The sequence below is a fragment of the Caldalkalibacillus mannanilyticus JCM 10596 genome (assembly GCF_000615945.1).
In the GTDB taxonomy this organism is placed as follows: Bacteria; Bacillota; Bacilli; order Caldalkalibacillales; family JCM-10596; genus Bacillus_AT; species Bacillus_AT mannanilyticus.
Genome location: NZ_BAMO01000003.1, coordinates 98,517 through 114,407, shown reverse-complemented (window position 1 = coordinate 114,407; position 15,891 = coordinate 98,517). Strand labels below are relative to the sequence as shown.

Here is a 15,891-nt window from a genome sequence, read left to right as displayed (position 1 = left end):
GTTTTTAAAACCGTTCTGTTATCATCAGTACATTGATGATGTTCGGTGGAGGTCGAATTATGACATACAAATTGGTGGTTGATTATTCTCCGGTATACGAGCTTATTTCCAGCTTTACCTTGTTTTCAAGTAAGAAATTTATTCGTAATACGGACTTGGGTAGTGAATGGGTTCAAAAGGTGAAAAAACAGTTGGATCCTGAATTTCTTAGTCTGATAGCGAATCCGAAAACGGTACCTTGCTTGGAGAAGCCGTATATCTTGGCGTGGAAATCACCATATAAACAGGACATACAGAAATTTCTTTGGTGGTTAGGAGAACTTACACCAGGGGATATGTATGAGATGCTCGCTCCTTTTGTCACAGAAGGGCTGCCCAATGATTTAGGAGATGTGCGTGACAAGTATGTCCAGCTATTTTCTGCTTGGTATGAACAATATTATAGCAAGGTTGAGGAGCACATAGGAAAGGCGTTAGAGCAGGATGCCGAGTACAAAAAGCGGTTAGAAGGTAGCCTGAATGCGGTAGATTTACTAGAACAAGCCTCAGGCGGAGTACGAATTGAACCACTAGAGGGCTTGGACCTGATCGTCTTATCTCCAAGCTCTCATTACGCTCCTCTGACAGTGTATTGCGAGTTTCAACACTTTTATTTTGTGCAGTATTCCATAGATATTCCGCATGAAGACCCAGAGGCACCACAAAAACCGTTAATGAGAATTACGCGTGCCTTAGCAGACGAAAATCGCATGAAGATTCTTAAGTTTTTAGCTCAAGGTCCCAAGACGTTTAAGGAAATTGTAAAGTTTACTAGACTTTCTAAGAGTACAGTGCATCATCATTTGATGGCACTTCGAAGCTCAGGACTTATTAGTGTCTATGTGACGCAAGATTCGAATGTGGATCGCTATCGCTTTCGACCCAATGCGTTTAAGGAATTTAATAAATTAATGTCCACCTTTTTAGATGCTGGGATCGAGCATATTGGGTAGGACAGTTCCGCGAAAACACAGGTGTCTTCAAGACTCCTGTGTTTTCTTATACAGAAAACAAAGTAATCATTCATTTTATAGAATAGTAAAAAAAATATTGCAATTATATTAAGTTCTACTATAATTATTTCTAACGAGTAGTTTTATGCACATAGAACAACGTGAATATGTTTAATACATATCAAATCTCAAGAACTAGGGAAAAAGGCTCTTGTATGGAATGTGTATAGGTAATTTATAACACTTAGGTTTGGAGTTAGAGGATGCCGGACGATGTAAGAGACAGGTCCTGCATTCTTTCTCAATATAAAAAAAGTAAGGGGAGAGTTTACTTATGAACAAGAAGTTCTATAAAGTCCTGTGCTTAGTGCTGGTGTTTGTTCTCGCACTGACTGGATGTTTTGCTGGTCAAGAAACGAGCACGCCGAGTACATCTGGTGAGCAAACAGGAGAATCAGGAAATACAAACACAGATGCTAAAATCTTACGTTTAAATAATAGCTCAGAGCCGGGTTCATTACACCCAGCAAAAGCACTAGGTACCCATGATTCTTGGGTGATCGAGCATGTTCTAGAAGGATTAACGAGAATCTCTGCTGATGGGAAAGCAGAGCCTGCAATCGCGACAAAATGGGATGTGAGTGAAGATGGTTTATCCTACACGTTCTATCTGCGTGATGATGCTAAATGGTCCAATGGCGATACAGTCACTGCTGGGGACTTTGAAGTAGCTTGGAAGCACCTGCTAGCTCCTTCTACTGCTTCTCAATACTCCTATCAACTATACTATCTAGTGGGAGGAGAGGAGTATAATAGCTCTGAAGCAAAAGATGCAGAAACATTGAAGGCTTTAGAAGATGCAGTGGGAGTCAAAGCAGTAGATGATACAACACTAGAAGTGAAGCTAAAAGCTCCAACTCCATATTTTATCGAGTTGCTTGCTTTCTATACCTACTTACCAGTCAATAAAAATGTACAAGCGTCAAATCCAGACTGGGCGAACGATGCTTCTACTTATGTTTCCAATGGACCTTTCAAGCTAGTAGAATGGAAGAACAAAGAAAGCATTAAGATTGCCAAAAATGATAGCTACTATGAAAAAGATAGAGTGAAGCTTGATGAAATTCACTTCGCTATGATTGAAGATGAGAATACAGCTTGGCAAATGTACCGTAATGGTGAATTAGATGTAGCGTATCCAATTCCTGGAGATGTATTGGGCCAATTGGTTAACAGCGATGATAAAGAATTTATTATCGGATCTGATTTAGCCACCTATTTCTATAACTTTAATACCAATCGTAAGCCTTTGAACAATGTAAAGGTGCGTAAAGCACTAGCAATGGCAATTGATCGTCAAACGATCGTTGAGCATGTTGCCCAAGGTGGACAGCAGCCTGCTTATAGTTATACTCCATTTGGAATTCCAGATATTCAAGGGGATTTCCAACAAAATAACGGTCCTCTTTTCTCAGAGGATATTGAATTAGCGAAGAAATTGTTAGCTGAAGGCTTAGCAGAAGAGGGCATGGATCAGTTCCCTAAAATGGTCCTTCTCTACAATACATCTGATGGTCATAAGAGAATTGCTGAAGCTGTACAAGAAATGTGGCGTAAGGAGCTTGGAGTTGATATTACCCTTGAAAATGTGGAGTTCCAAGTGAAAATAGACCGTGAAAAAGCAAAAGATTACGATATTTCTCGTGCAGGCTGGATTGGTGATTATGTAGATCCAATGTCTTTCCTTGACATGTTTATCACGAATGGCGGTAACAATGATACCGGCTGGAGCAATGCGGAGTATGATGCTTTAATCGCTAACGCGAAAGCATCTAATGATCAAGTTCAACGTATGGCTGATTTACACGCAGCAGAAAAAATCCTGATGGAGCATATGCCGATTTCACCTATCTACTACTATACCTTCCCGTATAGTCAGAAAGAGCATGTAGTGGGTGCATTCAAACCAGCAGGAAGATATCCTCAATATCAATTTGCTGATATCGTGAAGTAATGAACTGTAAATAGGAATCTAGTCCAAACTGAATCTGGGGATGCTGATGAGCAAACCCAGATTTTCTTGGTTTTGTTTTAATAAATTCAAATAATTCAAGCAATGAAGAAGAGGAGGGAAGCAAGTGTTAAAATATACGCTGAAAAGACTAGGCTGGTCATTACTAACCTTATGGATCATCATCACGCTCACATTTATTTTGATGCACTCTGTCCCTGGAAATCCTTTTGCCAAGGAAGGTCCAATGCCACAGGGAGTGTATGATAATCTTCAACGCTACTATAACTTAGATAAGCCTCTGTATGTGCAATATTTTCTTTATTTGAAGCAGCTTGCCAAATTAGATTTCGGCCCTTCACTTAAATCTTCCGTGATTACCGTGAATGATTACATAAAAAATGGTTTCCCTGTTTCTCTGCATTTGGGAGCGCAGGCACTGGTTGTCGCCATCACCTTTGGCTTGATTTTGGGTGTAGTCGCCTCATTACACCATAATAAATGGCCTGATTATTTTTCAATGGTTCTAGCTATTATTGGAATTTCTGTACCAAGCTTTATTCTTGCCACTGTCTTAATTCACTATATAGCAGTAGAATGGGGAATTCTCCCTGTAGCAACCTGGAAATCTTGGTCCCATACCATATTGCCTACCCTTTCTTTGGCGATGATGCCCATGGCATATATTGCACGTTTAATGCGCTCGAGTATGTTAGAGGTCTTAGGTCAAGAATACATCAAGACGGCGAAAGCAAAAGGAATGTCTAGAAGTGTTATTATTATCAAACATGCGATTAGGAATGCAATCCTGCCTGTTGTGACAGTATTAGGTATCATTGCGGCAAATCTAGTAACAGGCAGTTTTATCATAGAGTCTATCTTTGGGATACCTGGAATGGGAGAAATGTTTGTCAAATCGATAAATAACCGTGATTACCCTGTGATTTTGGGTTCGACTGTCTTTTATAGTACCATCCTTATTTTCATGATCTTTATTGTCGATATTGCGTATACATGGATTGATCCGCGAATCAAGCTTACAGGAGGGAGCAAGTAATGCAACCACACAAAGAAATTAAATTTACCGAAGACATGTTCCTTCCTGTAAAAGATAATTTTGCTGAAGCGGAAAAAATATCAAGACCTAGCCTTTCCTACTGGTCTGATGTTTGGCGTCGTTTGAAGCAAAACAAGCTGGCGATGCTAGGTCTAGTGATTATTATTGTTTTAGTCACTCTAGCGATTATTGGTCCTTATTTGAATGAATATAGCTATTATGAACAGGATTTTACGAAGAAGAATTTAAGTCCTAATGCCGAGCATTGGTTTGGAACGGACCAAGCTGGGCGAGATATTTTTACACGTGCTTGGCATGGAGCAAGAATTTCTCTGTTTATCGGGATCATGGCGGCTATTCTAGACTTTGCTATTGGTGTGATCTACGGAGGAATTTCAGGAATGCGCGGAGGAAGAGTGGATAACATTATGATGCGTATAGCTGAGGTCTTATATGCTATTCCTTACCTTCTATTGGTTATTTTACTCATGGTTGTAATGGGTGGAGGAATATGGACCATCATTATCGCTATGACGATTACGGGTTGGATTCCAATGGCGCGTTTAATCAGGGGACAAGTCCTGCAATTGAAGGAACAAGAGTATGTTCATGCTTCTTATGCGCTAGGAGCCAACAATGGCTGGGTACTGCGTAAGCACTTGGTTCCTAATACGATGGGACCGATCTTGGTTAATGTGACCTTAACCGTTCCTACAGCTATTTTTGCTGAAGCGACTCTAAGCTTCCTTGGTTTAGGAATTCCTGCCCCACAAGCAAGCTGGGGAACAATGACCGCAGATTCCTTGGGAAGTTTATTGGTTGGGAATGTATACCAGTTGTTTATTCCTGCCGCTTTAATTTCTTTGACGATGTTTGCCTTTAACGTTTTAGGGGACGGTTTACGTGATGCTCTAGACCCTCGACTTCGTAAATAATCAATAGAAAGGAGGAGCATTAATGGATAACGTATTAGAAGTAAAGGATTTACATGTTTCCTTCCATACGTATGCTGGGGAAGTGAAGGCGGTACGGGGAGTTAATTTTGAAGTGAAAAAAGGGGAAGCGATTGCCATCGTAGGGGAGTCGGGCTGTGGGAAGAGCGTAACTGCTCAATCGATTATGCAGCTTCTACCTAAGCCCCCTGTAGATTACAAACAAGGTTCTATCGTTTTTGATGGTCAGGATCTGTTGCAGAAAACAGAGAGGGAAATGCAAAGTATACGTGGGAAAGAAATCGGAATGATCTTTCAGGATCCCATGACTTCCTTGAATCCCACGGCTAAAATCGGACATCAAATTGCCGAAGGGATGATCAAGCATCGGGGTATTTCTAGAAAGGAAGCCTATGAGCATACCTTAGATATGCTAAAGCTAGTAGGAATACCCGAGCCTGAGAAGAGAATTGATCAATATCCTCACCAGTTCTCTGGGGGAATGCGTCAACGAGCGATGATTGCAGTTGCCTTAGCCTGTCAGCCTAAGCTGCTTATTGCTGATGAACCAACGACGGCATTGGACGTGACCATTCAGGCGCAAATTCTAGAATTAATGAAGGATTTGAAAGAGAAGATTGGCTCTTCTATTATTTTAATCACCCATGATTTAGGTGTGGTAGCAGAGATGTGTGACCGAGTGATTGTCATGTATGCGGGACAAGTGATTGAATCAGGGACCATTGATGAAATTTTTTATCAGCCGAAGCACCCTTATACCAAGGGACTACTTAAATCCGTTCCTCGCTTAGATATGAAGCGTGATGAACCTCTCTATCCGATTATTGGTACCCCTCCTGATCTGCTTAAGCCGCCGGCAGGATGCCCTTTCTTCGCACGCTGTGAAAGTGCGATGCGAATATGCAGAGATCATAATCCAGTTCTAGAACAGATGGGTGGAACACAGCAAGCTGCCTGTTGGCTGCATCATCCAATGGCACAGGTAGCGGCAGGTAATGAGAATGGAGGAGGGAGATAGTATGGCAATGACAGCTCAATCCCTCAAACAGACAGGGACGAAGAAACCATTGGTAGAGGTGCGCAAGCTAAAGAAACACTTTCAAGTTGGTGATCAGGTACTAAAGGCAGTTCAAAACCTCGAACTGGATATTTATCCTGGAGAAACCCTTGGGTTGGTAGGAGAAAGCGGCTGCGGCAAATCCACAGCAGGAAGAACCATGCTCCGTCTCTATGAACCAACAGAGGGAGAAATGTTATTTGATGGAAAAGACATTTTCAGGCTGTCTCAATCTGAGATGAAGAAGATGCGCAGGGAAATGCAAATGATCTTTCAGGACCCGTATGCCAGTTTAAATCCCCGCATGACGATTGAGGATATTATTGGAGAGGCATTAGATATTCATCAGCTAGCTCCAGGTAGCAAGCGCAAGGAAAGGATCGCAGAACTGCTTCAACTTGTTGGGCTTAACCCTGAGCATATGGAACGCTTTGCTCACGAGTTTAGTGGAGGTCAGCGTCAACGGATTGGGATTGCTAGGGCGCTTGCTGTTGAACCCAAATTTATTATTTGTGATGAGCCGATTTCAGCACTAGATGTATCGATCCAAGCTCAGGTTGTGAATTTATTGAAGGAATTACAGGTGAAAATGGGCTTAACCTACCTGTTTATTGCTCATGATTTATCGATGGTCAAATATATTTCAGATCGAGTGCTAGTGATGTATCTAGGCAACATGGTGGAATTAGCGGAAAGTGATGAACTGTATGAGAACCCATTACACCCCTATACCCAAGCTCTGATGTCAGCCGTTCCGATTCCAGATCCTGAAGTGGAAAGAAATCGTGAGAGGATTGTATTGACAGGAGATATTCCAAGTCCGATCAATCCACCAAGCGGTTGTGTGTTTCGAACTCGCTGTCCAGTAGCCATGGAGGTGTGTGCAAGTCGAGCCCCTGAATGGAAGGAAGTCAAGTCAGGTCATTATACGGCTTGTCACCTTTATAATGATAAATAAGTAGAATAGGGATCTTTTAGCGTAATAAGAGTGCCTTTTGATAGGAGTGCACTCTTATTTTTTTGTGTTTGCAGGATAGGACGACTACTCAACAGGTGGAGTGAAGCTCCATCTAATCCTCTTCTTCAAAAATTTTGTATTGTAGGGAAAGAATTTTGGAGGTAGAATCGTCTATATGTGCAGAATGGAGAACGGAGGAGATCGTGTGATCGAATATGAGCAACTATTTAAAGATCATTTCCACTCTGTCTATCGTTATGTCTATTATATGGTAGGTAACAAGGCGGATGCAGAAGATGTTACACAAGAAATTTTTATAAAAATAGCTCAACATTATGAGGATTTTAGAGGAGATAGTTCTATTTCTACTTGGATATTTACAATTGCTAGAAGAGCGGTGATTGATTTTGCGCGGAAGAAGAAAACGATCAAATACCTCACCTTCTGGAAGCATCACATCCCTGAGAATATGGAGTTTGAAGGGAATTTGGAAATACCAGGAGAATCCCTCTTGAAGCAAGAGCAAGCAGAGGAAATCCATCGAATCATTAAACAGCTACCAGAAAAATTGCAAACCGTGATTTATCTGCGTTGGATCAAAGGATTAACTGTACAAGAAACGGCTGGGTTATTAAATATCTCTATTAATCAAGTAAGTGTAAGGCAAAATAGAGCGATGTCGAAACTGCGAGGAATGCTCGATTCAGAGATCTTATTAAAGGAGGAAAGCATATGAATCAAGATAGAATGGAGAAAAAAATCCTAGAGTCGATTCAAACGTTAGAAATCCCTGGTCCAGACCCTGAATTTGAAGCAAAGGTAAGGTCGCAGTTTTTAAACAAAGCTAGTCATAGCAAAAGAAAACGCAATTCATATAAAGTGATCAAATATACAAGTGTTGCGGCTGCCACTATATTTCTTGGGAGCTACTTATATAATAGCAATGTGTTAGAACTCATTCCTTCTAATCAAAAGGAAATCGTGCAAGAATACAGCGAGAAGGATACGAAAATCCAGACGGCAGAGCTGTCGAAGGGAATGTGGGAAAAGTTCACGCTAAGCTTGGCAGATGGATACCAAGTTATTTCTGCCCCTGATCAATCCTTCTCTCTATTTGTTGATGCTGACCACAAAAAGCTGTACATGGTCAAGGGAGACCAAGGTCTGCTGATTCATGAAAGTGCCAATGATATCGTCAATATGCAATTGGTTCCTTTTCCTAATCAAGAGGATCGATTCTATGTTTTTATCAATGAGCTAGACGCTACCTCAGAGTCGGAGTCTCGAAACATGACAGCTGTGCTTTATGAGCTTCATGCAGATGGTTCTGCGGAATTCATTCATGATCTCCCGCAAGCGGGCTATTATGGTGATTATCAAGTGTATTGGTCACCTAAAGGTGAAAGAGCCTTTATCACTTTTGAGAATCAAGAGGGGTATTGGTAGGTGGAATCATTGATCCTTTAACCTATTCGTATCAGGTTTTGTATGGTCAGGTGAAGAAGACACCAGAAGAAGAACGTAGAGAAGGACCTCAGTTAAATAGATGGGCAGCCAATTGGCTGGATGAATCAAGAATTCTCTTCTACAATGCTCCTGGTCAAGCGTTCTATCAATTACATGTTGATGAGAAGAGAGCCTTTGAACTTAAGCTACCTTTGCCTGAGCTTTCAGATCAAGCTTCTACGTTCAAGAGATTCGACCAGCCAATGAAAGTGCAAGGTATGCTTTTATTAAAGTAGGACCGCCGCAATATGATGCGTCTTTTGCCGGAACACAAAGAGTGTACCTTCTTGATGTCGAAAAGGAGAGAATGAGTGAGCTTCCCTTCCCGTTTAAAAGAACGGCTTCATCCTATGATCAGGAATATATTACGGGGTTACCAGAGGGAAATGCTTTGGTGAGTCAGGTTCTTCAGCTGAAGAAAAATCACTATCTTCTTCATGTGGGTCTTTTTGATCTGAATCATGAAGAGTATACTTTCGATTACGAGGTGAGCTTTGATTATCCTGTTTATGTAGATAAAACCATCCTGATTTCCCCAAGCGGAAAACAAGCGGCGATGCGAGTGATTGGCTATACCTTAGAAGGAGAACCGCAGCAAACGCTTATCCTGTTTGATTTAGAAACGGTGTCGGAGCTGCTTTCCCCACTTGAAGTAGGAGCGTACTATGACACGTTTGAGTGGAAGGATGATCATACCATTATTGTGCAAGGTGAGGAGATCTCCATTTCCTCTGTAAAAAAATAGCTGAGGCGATACACTACAATATGTTACACTAATGACAAATCATATAACTTATTATGAGGTGAAGCTGATGAGTCATGAAGTAATGATCCGTTTACGTATGTCCCAAGCTGATGCGCATTATGGTGGTGATTTAGTAGATGGTGCTAGAATGTTGGCATTGTTTGGAGATGTAGCAACAGAGCTATTAATTCGTCATGATGGGGACGAAGGTTTATTTGTAGCCTACGATAAGGTGGAGTTTAAAGCTCCTGTTTATGCTGGGGACTATATTGAAGCCACTGGAAAGATCGAAAAGATAGGCAATACGTCTAGAAAAATGACGTTTCATGCCTACAAAGTGATTGAAGGAAGTCGAGATCCGAATCATCCAACATCAGCGACCTACTTAGAGGAACCTCTTCTTGTTTGCTATGCATCAGGAACCTGTGTAGTTCCCAAGGATAAGCAGAAAGGGAGCTGATGTAAGGATGGAAAAATGCATCATTACGGTTGCTGTCAACGGGGCTGAGGTAACTAGAGAACAACAGCCCGCACTCCCTTATACACCTGAAGAGATTGCCTTGGAAGTGGAAAAAGCCCATGCAGTAGGGGCATCAATTGCTCATATTCATGCACGATGGGACGATGGTTCTTCAACTCAAGCGAAAGAACGCTATCAGGAAATCATCGAACAAATTCAAAAACGTTGTAATATCATTATCCAGGTATCAACTGGAGGGGCTGTGGGAATGTCGATTGAAGAGCGCATGCAGCCCCTTTATTTGAAGCCGGAAATGGCAACGCTTTCAACGGGTACGGCTAATTTTGGGGACGGAGTCTTTATGAATGCCCCTAGAGATATTGAGCGAATCGCCACGGTGATGAAACAAGAAGGAGTCAGACCTGAATTTGAAATATTTGAGGTCGGGATGATTAATAATGCTCTTCAATTGGTGAAAAAAGGATTCGTAGAAGGGCATCTTCATTTTGATTTTGTCCTCGGAGTTCCAGGGGCGATTCCAGCGACGATTCAGCATTTGCTCCATATGGTTCAACAAATCCCTGAAGGAGCGAGCTGGACCGTAGCAGGGATTGGACGTCATCAATTACCTATGGCGATGCATGCCCTTGTCTTGGGAGGTCATGTGCGAGTTGGTTTTGAGGATAATATTTATTACCATAAGGGCGTATTAGCGGAATCCAATGCCCAGCTTGCCGAGCGAATTGTTCGAATTGCCCGAGAGCTTGGACGAGAGATAGCGACTCCTGACGAAGCAAGGAAAATGTTAGGGATTGTTAGAGGAGATGCCTAAAATTCGGCACATACGACGAAAAACGGGCAGATTGTTTTTCGTTTAAGGAGGTGCACATGGGACAATCCGTAGTTACTCTGGAAATGCTACAAGCAGTATTAGGTTCGATTGATGAAGGAATTCATGTGGTCAATGCGGAAGGTGAAACGATTTATTACAATCATGTCATTGCCAGCCTAGATGGTTTATCGGAAGAAGAAGTCATGGGCAAGCATATTTTAGAAGTCTTTCCTTCTCTGGACACGCACACAAGTACATTACTTAAAGTGATTCAAACAGGGGAAGCGATCGAGAATCAGCCTCAGACCTATACGAACCTGAAGGGCAAGCAAGTAGATACAGTGAATACAACATTACCCATCTATGTTCATAGGAAGCTAGTGGGTGCAGTAGAAGTAGCCAAGGATATTTCTAAAGTCAAACAGCTTTCAGAAAAGCTGCTTGAGCTTCAAGAGAAAGTGAATGCAACACAGAAAGCACGTAAGATATCACGTGCCAAAGCCAAAGAATATTATGAGATGGATGACTTTATCACGCAAGATCCCACAATGAATCAGATGAAAAAAATGATTCCCCGAATTGCCAAGACGGATTCTCCTGTTTTGGTATATGGTGAAACCGGCACAGGAAAGGAAATCGTAGTTCAAGCGATTCATTCTGCTTCTGGCAGAAAAAAAGCTCCTTTTATCGCCCAAAACTGTGCGGCTCTACCTGCTACCCTGCTTGAGAGCTTATTATTTGGCACGACGAAGGGCTCCTTTACAGGCTCGATTGATCGTCCTGGTTTATTTGAGCTAGCAGATGGGGGAACTTTATTTTTAGATGAAATTAACTCTATGCCCGTAGAGCTTCAGGCTAAATTATTGCGAGTTCTGCAAGAGGGGGTCGTGCGGCGAATTGGAAGCAGTAAGACCTATCCCGTGGATATTAAGGTGGTGGCGGCTTCCAATGAAGAGCCGTGGGAGGCGGTCAAAGAAGGGCGACTTCGTTCGGATTTATACTATCGCATCAATGTCGTGTCGATCTTCTTGCTTCCTTTACGAGAGAGAAAAGGAGATATTCCCTATCTGATTGACCATTTTTTGCGGTACTATTGTCAGCGCTTTGGACGAGAGAAGGTCCAGATCGAGCCCAGTGTTTTGCGAAAAATGAAGGAGTATTCGTGGCCGGGAAATGTACGTGAGCTTGAGCATGCGATTGAAGCCGCCTTGAATGTGGCGGAAGGAGATCTTTTACAAGAAGAGGTCTTTCCAGAGTCTCTTCAACGTCGCTGGGTTGGAACACTACCAGCCTCTCCAACAGAAAGGACGCAATTATCCGATGCAGGCAAGGCTTCTCGGGAGAAACAATCGGAGATGCCCTTGTATTCCTTGAAAGAGAGGCTGGAGAGGGAAGAAAAGAGCTGGATTCAGAAAGCTCTGGAGCAAACCTCTGGGAACATTATGCAAGCGGCAAGTGTGTTGCGTATACCGCGCCAAACGCTGCAATATAAAATCAAAAAATACAAAATTGAATGAGGGTAGCTGAATGTAAGATGAACCTTCATAGATAAAAAATTGTTCAAGAAAAAGAGCAGTTATTCAAAAATAAAGAGTGTGCCCGAAATCCGGCACGCCCTTTATTTTTTTGGATAAAACAAAGCCTAGAGAAAAAAGAATCAAGGGAGAGAATAAAAGACTCTCCCTTTATATAAACAGCTTTTTCAGTATTCTTATTCCTTTTCTTATTCTTTTTTTTCTTCATTTCTGTCTTTTGGCATCACTTTTGCTTATAAATAACTAACAGAAAAAATTAGAGAGGGGGAGGGACGTGTGCAAGGTCATCGATATGGCTGTCACCGAGTGATTGAACCACAGGGAAGCTTACCGCAGCCTGCGTGGAGGCTGGATGCTTCTTCTTTCTTATATGACAATGAGCTATTAATTGAGGTAGACGTCCTCAATATAGACTCCGCTTCTTTTTTACAGCTTAAGGAAGAAGCAAAAGGAGAAGTGGAAGCGCTTCAAAAATCAATTTTATCCATTGTAGAGGAACGTGGAAAGCTGCATAATCCAGTCACTGGATCAGGAGGAATGCTGATTGGCAGGGTCAAGGAAATAGGAGCCAACTATGGTTCATCTGAGGTCCAAGTGGGAGATCGGATTGCGACACTGGTTTCTCTGACCTTAACTCCTCTCTCTATCCAAAAGATCCATCATATTGATCTGAACACAGGTCAAATCAAGATCACAGGAGAGGCGATTTTGTTCCAATCAGGAATCTATGCCTTGCTGCCTGGTGATTTACCAGAGGCATTATCCTTGGCTGTATTAGATGTCTGCGGAGCCCCTGCTCAAGTAGATCAACTAGTTCAAGAGGGAGATACGGTTCTCATACTAGGTGCTGGTGGAAAATCGGGTCTGCTCTCAACGTATCAAGCGAAGAAAAGAGCAGGAAGCAAGGGCAAGGTGATTGCGATGGAGTATGGGGAAGCGGGTATACAGCTTCTCGAACAACTTCAACTGGCGGATCATGTGATTCAAGGAAATGCCAGAGATGCCGTAAAAACCTTGGAGCAGGTGGAGCAAGTGACGGCTGGAGCCTTAGCGGATGTGGTTATCAATTGTGTCAATGTTCCTCAGACGGAGATGAGCTCTATTCTCTGTACCAAAGAAAGAGGAATTACTTACTTTTTTAGTATGGCTACTAGCTTTTCAGCAGCGGCATTAGGAGCTGAAGGGTAGGTAAGGATGTTCAATTAATGATGGGAAATGGCTATACCAAGGGGCATGCTGAGCTTGCCTTGCAAATCGTTCGTGAATCAACAGCCATTCGACAAGAGTTTTTGAAAAAGTATGCCTGACTACCCCATAAGCCTGATATACCTATAAAAAAAATCATTCGAGGGAGGAAGATAGAGATGAGAACGCTTCGTCATTGGAAAGAGGTTGAAATGTGGAAGGATGTTACACAGGAACAATGGGATGATTGGATGTGGCAATTAACCAACACGATTCGTACGGTCGATGATCTAAAAAAAGTCATTAACTTAACTCCAGAAGAAGAAGAGGGAGTACGGATTTCGACACAGACCATTCCTCTAAATATTACACCATACTACGCATCCATCATGGACCCGGATGATCCAAGATGCCCGATCCGCATGCAATCTGTACCGATTTCCTCGGAAATAACTAAGACACGATACGACATGGAGGATCCTTTGGAGGAAGATGAAGACTCGCCAGTTCCTGGTTTAACTCATCGTTATCCAGATCGTGTGTTGTTCCTAGTCACTAATCAATGTTCGATGTATTGCCGGTACTGTACAAGAAGACGCTTTTCCGGTCAGGTAGGGATGGGCGTTCCCAAGAAACAGCTTGATGCTGTCATCAACTACATTCGTCAGACTCCTGAGATACGAGATGTATTAATTTCTGGAGGAGATGGACTCCTTATTAATGACCGCATTCTTGAATATATTTTGAAAAATTTACGTGAAATAGAGCATGTGGAAATCATCCGAATTGGAACAAGAGCTCCTGTTGTTTTCCCACAGAGAATTACAGAAGATTTGTGCAATATTCTAAAAAAATATCATCCTGTATGGCTGAATACTCATTTCAATCATTCACTAGAAATAACTCCTGAAGCGAAGAAAGCCTGTGAGATGTTAGTCAACTCAGGGGTTCCAGTCGGAAACCAATCTGTTATTCTCGCAGGAATTAATGATAGTGTCCGAATCATGAAGAAGCTGATGCATGATTTAGTAAAAATACGTGTACGTCCGTACTATATCTATCAATGTGATTTATCAGAAGGAATCGGTCACTTTAGAGCCCCTATTTCCAAAGGGTTAGAAATTATGGAAGGCTTACGCGGTCATACATCTGGTTACTCCGTTCCTACCTTTGTTGTCGACGCACCAGGGGGTGGAGGTAAGATCCCAGTGGCGCCGAACTATATTATCTCTCAAAGTGCAGACAAAGTGATTTTGCGTAATTTCGAAGGGGTCATTACCTCGTATCCAGAGCCAGAGGGCTATGTGGCGGGTCGAGCAGATGCTTATTTCGAGGAGATCTACGGGGAGAAAGCAGAGAAATCAATTGGAATTAGTGCCTTAATGGATAATTCTGAGTTTAATCTGGTCCCTAAAGGGCTACAGCGGATGAAGAAGAGGGAAGCGTATGAAGAAATCGGGCGTGAAAGCTTGAAGGACCGCCGAGAAAAGCGAGATGAGATGAAATCTAAGCTAATGGAGAATCAAGAAAAGAAAAAAAGCAGTCAAGATGATGCCGATCAAGATAGACGGGCAGAAAAGAGTGGAGCTTAAATGGAAGGTTTCCTTCCTTTCACCTATCAACGTCTAGCGATCGTTGGTTTAGCCAAAAATGTAGGGAAAACAACCACATTAAATTGGCTGGTTGAAGAAGGTGACAGGCAAGGCCATCAGCTTGGCTTGGCGAGTACTGGGGTGGATGGTGAGAAGCAGGATGTCTGGGATCTTCACCAGAAGCCAGCGATTAACATCAAAAGAGGAATGTGGGCTGCTACAGCTAAAGCAGCCCTTCAGCAATCGACTGCCCATGTGCGAATTGTAGAAGAACTCAAGTCAAGCTCTCCTATGGGACCTGTTTACTTGGTGGAGTGTATTCACGATGGACAAATCAAGTTGGCAGGAACACACATGAATCAGGATGTTCGTCAAGCAATAGAAAGGTTCACTCAACATGGAGTGACTCTTTCTTTCATTGATGGCGCATATGATCGACTTGCCTCAGCACAGGAAGAACTAGCTGACGCCTTTATTTTATGTACAGGAGCCGCCTTAGATGCTGATTTAGAAACGGCGAAACGAAGGACAGAAGAGGTTCTTTTGCGCTGGGACCTGCCGCTATGGACGGAGCTTCAAAGTGTTACGGAGCAGAAAGTGGGATATCTACAAGAGGGGAAATGGAACAGCCTTGAAACACCTTCTTTACTTGCTTCTCTGGAGGAACTACGGCTGAAAGTAGCAGAAGGAATATCCTGTCTTTCCATTCCTGGCGCATTGACTGAATGGGTGATGCAACACTTTATCCACACTCGAAAGCCGTTTGCTTGGATTATTGAAGATCCGACAAAAATATTCCTTACTCGCAATACCATCCAACGTTGGTTCCGCATGGGAGGAGAAATCTATTTGCGTCGAAAAAGCAAGCTTATCGCCTTATCTGTCAATCCTTTTTCTCCTCAAGGAGAGCAGGAAAGTGAAAGGTGGCTTCATGGAATGAAGGAAATTGCAGGAGAGATTCTTGTCATCGATGCTAAACGTCGTCACATCATATAGAGTTTAAGGACT

The 15,891-nt window shown here is 42.4% G+C and carries 16 protein-coding genes; all 16 read left to right on the top strand.

Features of this window, described 5'->3' with window-relative positions:
- Positions 1-59 precede the first annotated feature (59 nt).
- Positions 60-992, top strand: coding sequence for a winged helix-turn-helix domain-containing protein (locus JCM10596_RS02725; protein ID WP_025025819.1), 933 nt, complete (start codon positions 60-62; stop codon positions 990-992).
- 334 nt (positions 993-1,326) lie between these two features.
- Positions 1,327-3,006 carry a peptide ABC transporter substrate-binding protein gene (locus JCM10596_RS02720; protein WP_025025818.1) on the top strand — a complete coding sequence of 560 codons (1,680 nt, stop codon included), beginning with the start codon at positions 1,327-1,329 and terminating at the stop codon, positions 3,004-3,006.
- Between the two features lie 124 nt (positions 3,007-3,130).
- Positions 3,131-4,060 carry an ABC transporter permease gene (locus JCM10596_RS02715; protein WP_025025817.1) on the top strand — a complete coding sequence of 310 codons (930 nt, stop codon included), beginning with the start codon at positions 3,131-3,133 and terminating at the stop codon, positions 4,058-4,060.
- Positions 4,060-4,995, top strand: a complete 936-nt coding sequence (locus JCM10596_RS02710) for an ABC transporter permease (protein ID WP_025025816.1) — start codon at positions 4,060-4,062, stop codon at positions 4,993-4,995. The genes JCM10596_RS02715 and JCM10596_RS02710 overlap by 1 nt, the downstream gene beginning before the upstream one ends.
- A 22-nt stretch (positions 4,996-5,017) precedes the next feature.
- The gene (locus tag JCM10596_RS02705; protein WP_025025815.1) at positions 5,018-6,031 is read left to right on the top strand and encodes an ABC transporter ATP-binding protein; all 1,014 of its coding nucleotides are present in this window, start codon (positions 5,018-5,020) and stop codon (positions 6,029-6,031) included.
- A 1-nt stretch (position 6,032) separates the two neighbouring features.
- Positions 6,033-7,028, top strand: a complete 996-nt coding sequence (locus JCM10596_RS02700) for an ABC transporter ATP-binding protein (protein ID WP_025025814.1) — start codon at positions 6,033-6,035, stop codon at positions 7,026-7,028.
- 175 nt (positions 7,029-7,203) lie between these two features.
- Complete coding sequence (locus tag JCM10596_RS02695; protein ID WP_081791867.1) at positions 7,204-7,764, top strand: RNA polymerase sigma factor; 561 nt, start codon at positions 7,204-7,206, stop codon at positions 7,762-7,764.
- Positions 7,761-8,474: a hypothetical protein gene (locus JCM10596_RS02690; protein WP_025025812.1), complete on the top strand. Its 714-nt coding sequence runs from the start codon at positions 7,761-7,763 to the stop codon at positions 8,472-8,474. The genes JCM10596_RS02695 and JCM10596_RS02690 overlap by 4 nt, the downstream gene beginning before the upstream one ends.
- Positions 8,468-8,770 (top strand): hypothetical protein, encoded by a 303-nt coding sequence (locus JCM10596_RS02685; protein WP_025025811.1) that lies wholly within the window; start codon positions 8,468-8,470, stop codon positions 8,768-8,770. Before JCM10596_RS02690 ends, JCM10596_RS02685 begins: the two co-directional genes overlap by 7 nt.
- A gap of 71 nt (positions 8,771-8,841) precedes the next feature.
- Entirely contained in the window at positions 8,842-9,279 is a 438-nt protein-coding gene (locus tag JCM10596_RS02680; protein WP_025025810.1) for a hypothetical protein, read from the top strand.
- A 67-nt stretch (positions 9,280-9,346) separates the two neighbouring features.
- Entirely contained in the window at positions 9,347-9,739 is a 393-nt protein-coding gene (gene kal / locus JCM10596_RS02675) for a 3-aminobutyryl-CoA ammonia lyase (protein WP_025025809.1), read from the top strand.
- 7 nt (positions 9,740-9,746) lie between these two features.
- On the top strand, positions 9,747-10,571 hold the full coding sequence (kce, locus tag JCM10596_RS02670; RefSeq protein ID WP_025025808.1) for a 3-keto-5-aminohexanoate cleavage enzyme: 825 nt from the start codon (positions 9,747-9,749) through the stop codon (positions 10,569-10,571).
- Positions 10,572-10,627: 56 nt separating this feature from the next.
- The gene (locus JCM10596_RS02665) at positions 10,628-12,088 is read left to right on the top strand and encodes a sigma-54 interaction domain-containing protein (protein ID WP_025025807.1); all 1,461 of its coding nucleotides are present in this window, start codon (positions 10,628-10,630) and stop codon (positions 12,086-12,088) included.
- 294 nt (positions 12,089-12,382) lie between these two features.
- Complete coding sequence (kdd, locus tag JCM10596_RS23465; RefSeq protein ID WP_234410377.1) at positions 12,383-13,294, top strand: L-erythro-3,5-diaminohexanoate dehydrogenase; 912 nt, start codon at positions 12,383-12,385, stop codon at positions 13,292-13,294.
- A 176-nt stretch (positions 13,295-13,470) separates the two neighbouring features.
- The gene (kamA, locus tag JCM10596_RS02655) at positions 13,471-14,883 is read left to right on the top strand and encodes a lysine 2,3-aminomutase (RefSeq protein ID WP_025025806.1); all 1,413 of its coding nucleotides are present in this window, start codon (positions 13,471-13,473) and stop codon (positions 14,881-14,883) included.
- Entirely contained in the window at positions 14,884-15,879 is a 996-nt protein-coding gene (gene kamB / locus JCM10596_RS02650; protein ID WP_025025805.1) for a lysine 5,6-aminomutase reactivase subunit KamB, read from the top strand. It begins immediately after the preceding gene.
- Positions 15,880-15,891: the final 12 nt, after the last annotated feature.